This window comes from Methylibium sp., assembly GCF_031393925.1.
In the GTDB taxonomy this organism is placed as follows: domain Bacteria; phylum Pseudomonadota; class Gammaproteobacteria; order Burkholderiales; family Burkholderiaceae_C; genus Methylibium.
The window spans coordinates 1-4,906 of record NZ_JANMWL010000296.1; the positions used below are offsets into that span (position 1 = coordinate 1).

At 71.4% G+C, this 4,906-nt stretch carries 4 protein-coding genes; 3 read left to right on the forward strand and 1 reads right to left on the reverse strand.

Annotated elements, in window-relative coordinates:
* Positions 1 to 3: 3 nt before the first annotated feature.
* Entirely contained in the window at positions 4 to 753 is a 750-nt protein-coding gene (locus RMO12_RS15335) for a helix-turn-helix domain-containing protein (protein ID WP_309639932.1), read from the reverse strand.
* A 234-nt stretch (positions 754 to 987) separates the two neighbouring features.
* Between RMO12_RS15335 and RMO12_RS15340 the strand changes: the two genes are divergently transcribed.
* The 3 genes from RMO12_RS15340 to RMO12_RS15350 are packed head-to-tail and all read left to right on the forward strand — an operon-like array spanning position 988 to position 4,853.
* A complete protein-coding gene (locus RMO12_RS15340; RefSeq protein ID WP_309639933.1) occupies positions 988 to 1,731 on the forward strand; it encodes a hypothetical protein in 744 nt (247 codons plus the stop codon).
* 27 nt (positions 1,732 to 1,758) lie between these two features.
* The gene (locus RMO12_RS15345) at positions 1,759 to 4,434 is read left to right on the forward strand and encodes a bifunctional acetate--CoA ligase family protein/GNAT family N-acetyltransferase (protein WP_309639934.1); all 2,676 of its coding nucleotides are present in this window, start codon (positions 1,759 to 1,761) and stop codon (positions 4,432 to 4,434) included.
* On the forward strand, positions 4,431 to 4,853 hold the full coding sequence (locus tag RMO12_RS15350; protein ID WP_309639935.1) for a universal stress protein: 423 nt from the start codon (positions 4,431 to 4,433) through the stop codon (positions 4,851 to 4,853). Before RMO12_RS15345 ends, RMO12_RS15350 begins: the two co-directional genes overlap by 4 nt.
* The last annotated feature ends 53 nt before the right edge of the window (positions 4,854 to 4,906 follow it).

A 4,906-nucleotide genomic window follows, 5' to 3' on the forward strand; every position in this document is an offset into this window, starting at 1 on the left:
GGCTCACTGCAGCATCGCTGCCGGCGAGCCTGCGCCGAGGCTGCGCTGCACGAAAGCGCTCAGGGCGCCGACATCCGGGATGCTCACGTCGCGGCGGCCTTTTTCGGCGAAGCCGATCACCTTGTCGCGTGCCAGCCGCGACAGCGCGCGGCTCACCGTCTCGAGCTTCATGCCGAGGTAGTTACCGATCTCGGCGCGCGTCATGCGCAGCGTGATCTGGTCGGTGCGCAGGCCGCGCTCGGCCAGCGAGTCGGCCCAGTAGCGCAGGAAGTCGGCCACGCGCGCGTCGGCGGTGAGCGTACACAGCGAGAGCATGGAGTCGCGGTCGCGGCGAATCTCGCGGCTCATCGCGGCATGCACGGCGGCCTGCAACGAGGGCTCGGCCGAGCAGGCCTCGAGCAGCGCCGCGTAATCGATGCACCAGACCTGGCCGACGTCCATTGCGATCGCGTCGCAGCCGTGCCGGCCTTCGTCGATGCCATCGAAGCCGAGCCAGTCGCCCTTGAAGTGCAGCCCCACCACTTGCTCGCGGCCGTCGGACGTGAAGTTGACGGTCTTGAAGAACCCCGAGTGGACGAGGTAGAGGCAACCCAGCCGCGCGCCAGCCTGGTAGACCCGGTCGCCCGCGTGCACGGTGCGGCGTGTGAGCGACAGTCGATCTTGCAGCAACTCGAGCGTGCGGCTGATGCGCTCGATGGTGGCGTGGCCCTGGGCTGCAGGGGCTGCACGGGTGGCGGCGGTGATGGGGGTCATGGCGGTCCTTGGTGTGCGCTGGGGGCGATGAAGGCAGCGTAGGAAGCCGCTGCAAACCGCCGATCAATCGTCGGTGTCGTTCGGTAACGCTGTGTGAACCGCAGGTGACTGCGCGACCATCGTCGCGGCCGGCTGCACGCGGTTTGACGGCGGTCAAGCCCTTGGCGCTCCCACGCGCTAGCCTGCATTGCGGTCATGCGTCGTATGGCGCCGCGCCGCACGCACAGAGACCCCATGCCCTCACCGCTCATCCGTCACTGCTGTTGGTCGCTCGACGACTTGTCGTCGGCGGATGTGCAGTCCTTGCTGGCCGTCGCGCGCGCCCTAAAGCATGCGGGTGGCGTGTCGCGGCCTTTGCAAGGCCGGCACGTGGCGGTGTTGTGCGAGGCGCTGCACAGCGCGTCGGCCGACGTGTTCAGCGCGGCGGCGGCCAGGCTCGGCGCCGTGGTCGTGCGCATCCCGCCGAGCGTGCTGCGCCTGGCCGAGCGGCAGGGACTGCGCGAGCTGGCCAACACCCTGGGCCGCCTTTACGGCGCGATCGAGTGCGACGGCCCGAGCGACGCCACCGCCGAGCAGCTGGCAGGCTGGGCCGGCGTGCCCGTCTTCAATGCGGTGGCCGCCAGGCTGCACCCCACTCGCTTGCTGGCCGATCTGCTGACGATGTGCGAGCACGCCCAGCAACCCGCGGCCGACGTGACGCTGTGCATGGCATCCCACGCGGGCTCGCCGCTTGCTGCCGCCTGGTGCCAGCTGGGCGCATTGACGGGCGTGGGCATGCGCTCCTGCGAGCCCGCCGCCGGCGCGTCACTGCGGTCCGGCGATTTCGTCTTCGAAGCGCAGCGATCGGGCGGCGTGGTGGCGCCGCCGGCCCTGCTGGCGATGGAGGACGGCCACGGCCAGCGGCGCAGCTTGCTCGATCAGCAGGCCGAGAACCACCGCTACGTCGTGCAGGCGCTGCTGTCGAGTCATGTCAACTGACGATCGAATTTGCTTGAAGGAAACCGCTTGACCATCCGCAACCTCGACCGCCTGCTGGCGCCACGCTCGGTGGCCGTGTTCGGCGCATCGCCCCGGGTCGGCAGCGTCGGCGCGACGGTCTGGCGCAACCTGCGCGGCGGCGGCTTCAGCGGAGCGCTGCATGCGGTCAACCCCAAACACCGCACGCTCGACGGCCAGCCGGTGTTCGCGCGCGCCGCCGACCTGCCGGCCGCGCCCGACCTGGCGGTCATCTGCACGCCGCCGGCCACGGTGGCCGCGCTGGTGGCCGAACTCGGCGCCACCGGCACGCGCGCGGCGATCGTGATGACCGCCGGCCTGGACGCTGCGCAGAAGCAGGCCACGCTCGACGCGGCGCGGCCGCATTTGCTGCGCGTGCTCGGCCCCAACTGCCTGGGGCTGATGACGCCGCGCCTGGGCCTCAACGCCAGCTTCGCGCACATCGATGCGCTGGCCGGCGAGATCGCCTTCGTTTCGCAGTCGGGCGCGCTCGTCACCGCCATGCTCGACTGGGCGACCTCGCGTCGCATCGGTTTTTCGCACCTCGTCTCGCTCGGCGAAAGCGCCGACGTGGACTTTGGCGACCTGCTCGACTACCTGGCCAGCGACGCCGGCACGCGCGCGATCCTGCTCTACATCGAGTCGGTCAAGGCGCCGCGCAAGTTCATGTCGGCGGCGCGCGCGGCGGCGCGCAACAAGCCGGTGATCGTGGTCAAGGCCGGCCGTGCCGGGCAGGGCATGCAGGCGGCGGCGTCGCACAGCGGCGCGCTGGCCGGCTCCGACATCGTCTTCGACGCCGCCATCCGGCGCGCCGGCATGCTGCGCGTGGACACGATGCAGGAGCTGTTCCTGGCCGCAGAGACCTTGGCGCGCCTGCGCGGCAACCAGAGCGAGGTGCTCACCATCATCACCAACGGCGGCGGTGGCGGCGTGATGGCGGCCGACGCCGCGGCGCGCTCGGGTGTCGCGCTGTACGAGCCCGACGCCGCGCTGCTCGCCAGGCTCGACGCGGTGCTGCCGGCGACCTGGTCGCACGGCAATCCGGTCGACCTGATCGGCGACGCGCCGGTGGCGCGCTACACCGCTGCGCTGGCCGCGCTGCTGGCCGAGCCGCGCAGCGGCGCGGTGCTGTTCATGCATGCGCCCACCGCCATCGTTGCCAGCGCCGACATCGCGCGTGCCTGCGCGCCGCTGGTGGCCGCCGCGCGCGACCGGGTGCTCGGTTGCTGGCTCGGCGACGCCTCGGTGGCCGAGGCGCGCCTCATCTTCCGGCAGGCCGGCATTGCCGACTACGCCACGCCCGAGGATGCGGTGCGCGCGTTCTCGATGCTGCTCACCTACCGGCGCAACCAGGCGCAGCTGATCGAGGCGCCTGCCGCCCGGCCGCCGCGCGCCGCACCCGATGTCGAGGCCGCGCGCGCGCTCATCGCCGCCGCGCTCACCGAGGGCCGGCAGTGGCTCGACGAAGCGCAGGTCAAGGGCGTGCTGCAGGCCTACGGCATCCCGGTGCCGCACAGCCTCACCGTGGCGGCCGATGAAGGCGCCGCAGTGGCGGCCGCGCGCACCATCGGCTATCCGGTGGCGCTCAAGATCGTCTCGCCCGACATCACCCACAAGAGCGACGTCGGCGGCGTGCGGCTTGCGCTGCGCAGCGACGCCGACGTGGCCGAGGCGCTGCGCTCGATGCAGGAGCGCGTGCGCGCCGCGCGGCCCGAGGCGCGCGTGGTGGGCTTTGCGGTGCAGGCCATGGTCGAGCGCGCGCACGCCGAGGAGCTGATCGTCGGCGCCAGCATCGACTCGGTGTTCGGCCCGGTGCTGTTGTTCGGGCAGGGCGGCGTCGCGGTCGAGGTGATCGGCGACCGCGCGGTCGCGCTGCCGCCGCTCAACGAGACGCTGGCGCGCGAGCTGGTGTCACGCACGCGCGTCGCCAAGCTGCTCGGCGGCTACCGCGACCGCCCGCCCGCGCGCCTGGACGCGGTGGCCGACGTGCTGACGGCGGTGTCGTGCATGCTGGCCGACCTGCCCGAGCTGGCCGAGATCGACCTCAACCCGCTGCTGGCCGATGCCGACGGCGTGATCGCGCTGGACGCGCGCATGCGCGTCTCGCCCGCGCGGCCGGGCGGCGCCGAGCGCTTTGCGATCCGGCCCTACCCGGACCAGTGGATAGAGACCGTGTCGTGGCAGGGCGAGACGCTCAGCTTGCGGCCGATCCGCCCCGAAGACGAGGCGCAGCACCGCGCGTTCATAGAGCGCCTGGACGCCGAGGACATTCGCATGCGCGTCTTCTACACGCGCCGCGAACTGCCGCGCAGCGAGCTGGCGCGGCTCACGCAAATCGATTACGCGCGCGAAATGGCCTTCATCGCCGAACGCACCGGCGCGGGTGGCGAGCGTGAGACGCTCGGCACCGTGCGCGCCGTCTCCGACCCCGACAACGTCGAGGCCGAGTTCGCCGTCATCGTGCGCTCGGACCTCAAGGGCCGCGGACTTGGCCGCTTGCTGCTCGACAAGCTGGTGCGCTATGCGCGCGGGCAGGGCCTGGAGCGCCTGGTCGGCATGGTGCTGCGCGAAAACGCCGGCATGCTGGCGCTGGCCCTGCGCTGCGGGTTCTTGCTCGACGAATCCAAGCCGCCCGAGAGCGACGTGGTGCATCTGGTGCTGCCGCTGGAAAAGGAAGCCTCATGAAAATGCTGGTCGCCATCGACGGCAGTCAATTCACCCAACGCATGCTGGACTTCGTCGTCAAGCATCCCGAAATGATCGGCAGCGCGCCCGACATCACGCTGGTGACGGCGGTGCCGGCCATTCCGGCGCATGCCGCGCGGTTTTTGGACCGGGCGCTGCTGAAAAGCTACTACGACGAGGAGGCCGAGGCCGTGCTCGCGCCGGCCCGCACGGCCTTTGCGCAAGCGGGCATCGACGTCAAGTCGCTGCCGCTCAAGGGCCACCCGGCCACGGTGATTTCAGCGCACGCGTCGTCGGGCAAGTACGACCTCGTGCTGATGGGCTCGCACGGCAATTCGCTGCTCGGCAACGTCGTGCTGGGCTCGGTGGTGACGGGCGTGCTCGCGCATTGCAAGACGCCGGTGCTGATCGTGCGGTGAGGCAGGCGCGGGCGAGAAGCCCCGCAAGACCGTGATCGGCGTGGGCGCCTCGC

Coding starts and splice junctions, on each gene's coding strand:
- RMO12_RS15335 (WP_309639932.1), bottom strand. CDS start 753: ATGACCCCCATCACCGCCGCCACCCGTGCAGCCCCTGCAGCCCAGGGC.
- RMO12_RS15340 (WP_309639933.1), top strand. CDS start 988: ATGCCCTCACCGCTCATCCGTCACTGCTGTTGGTCGCTCGACGACTTG.
- RMO12_RS15350 (WP_309639935.1), top strand. CDS start 4,431: ATGAAAATGCTGGTCGCCATCGACGGCAGTCAATTCACCCAACGCATG.